Origin of the sequence: Spirillospora sp. NPDC049652 (assembly GCF_040675125.1) — a bacterium.
GTDB lineage: Bacteria > Actinomycetota > Actinomycetes > Streptosporangiales > Streptosporangiaceae > Spirillospora.
The window spans coordinates 1-1078 of record NZ_JBFAOF010001559.1 but is presented as its reverse complement, the minus strand read 5'-3'; the positions used below and the strand labels follow the sequence as shown (position 1 = coordinate 1078).

2 protein-coding genes are annotated in these 1078 nt (G+C 72.0%); one reads left to right on the top strand and one right to left on the bottom strand.

Features of this window, described 5'->3' with window-relative positions; all coding sequences use genetic code 11:
• Positions 1-459 (bottom strand): LacI family DNA-binding transcriptional regulator (locus AB0J52_RS41910; protein ID WP_500188870.1); only part of this gene is annotated, 459 nt, incomplete at its 3' end.
• A 108-nt stretch (positions 460-567) separates the two neighbouring features.
• On the opposite strand from AB0J52_RS41910, the gene AB0J52_RS41905 reads away from it, so the two are divergent.
• On the top strand, positions 568-1078 hold a 511-nt coding region (locus tag AB0J52_RS41905), incomplete at its 3' end, for an ABC transporter ATP-binding protein (protein ID WP_500188869.1).

Sequence of the window (1078 nt, the reverse complement as noted above, 5' to 3'; positions counted from 1 at the left end):
GCGCCGGACGGGGAGAAGGCCGAGCTCACGAGGCTGTTCGGGGCCTGGCACGCGCCGATCCCCGAACTGGTCGGGAGGGCCGGGCTCGCGGGCGGGGTCGCCGAGCGTCGCGTCCAGCAGGACGTGCTGCCCGAGCGTGCGGGCGCAGTCGAGGACGCCCCCGATCAGCTCGGCGCAGAACGGGTCGGTCGCGTCCGGGACGGCGAGGCCGAGGCCGCCGGTGCGGCGGGTCTTCAGGCTGCGGCCGACCGCGCTCGGCCGGTAGTCCAGGTCGCGCGCGGCGGCCAGGACGCGCTCGCGGGTCGCGGCGCTGACCGCGCCGGTGCCGGAGAACACCCGCGAGACGGTCGCGATGCCGACCCCGGCCGACGCCGCCACGTCCTTGATCGTCGCCGCCACCGCGCCCCCTTCCTCGTCCGTGCCGGGCGGCGCTGCGCCCGGCTCGCCCCATGCTGCCACGAACGACCCTTTTCTGGAAACGTTTCCATGATGTTGAATCCGATTCCGGCCCTGAAAGCCCAGGTGGGCCGGGGTCAATGGAAACGTTTCCCATCGAAGGGGGCCGGGATGGCCAGGATCGCGCTGGAGAGCGTCGACAAGGTGTACGCCGGCGGCGTGAAGGCCGTCGACGGACTCGACCTGGAGATCGCCGACGGCGAGTTCATGGTGCTGGTCGGTCCGTCCGGCTGCGGCAAGTCCACCGCGCTGCGCATGATCGCGGGCCTGGAGGAGATCAGCGGCGGCACGGTGTCGATCGGCGAGCGCGTGGTCAACGACCTGGCGCCCAAGGACCGCGACATCGCGATGGTCTTCCAGAACTACGCGCTCTACCCGCACATGACGGTCGAGCAGAACCTCGCGTTCGGCCTGAAGCTGCGCGGCGTGTCCAAGGAGGAGCGGCGCAAGAAGGTGCTGGAGGCCGCCAAGATGCTCGGCCTCGAGCAGTTCCTCGACCGCAAGCCCGCCGCCCTGTCCGGCGGCCAGCGGCAGCGTGTCGCGATGGGCCGCGCGATCGTCCGGCAGCCGCAGGCGTTCCTCATGGACGAGCCGCTGTCGAACCTGGACGCCAAGCTGCGCG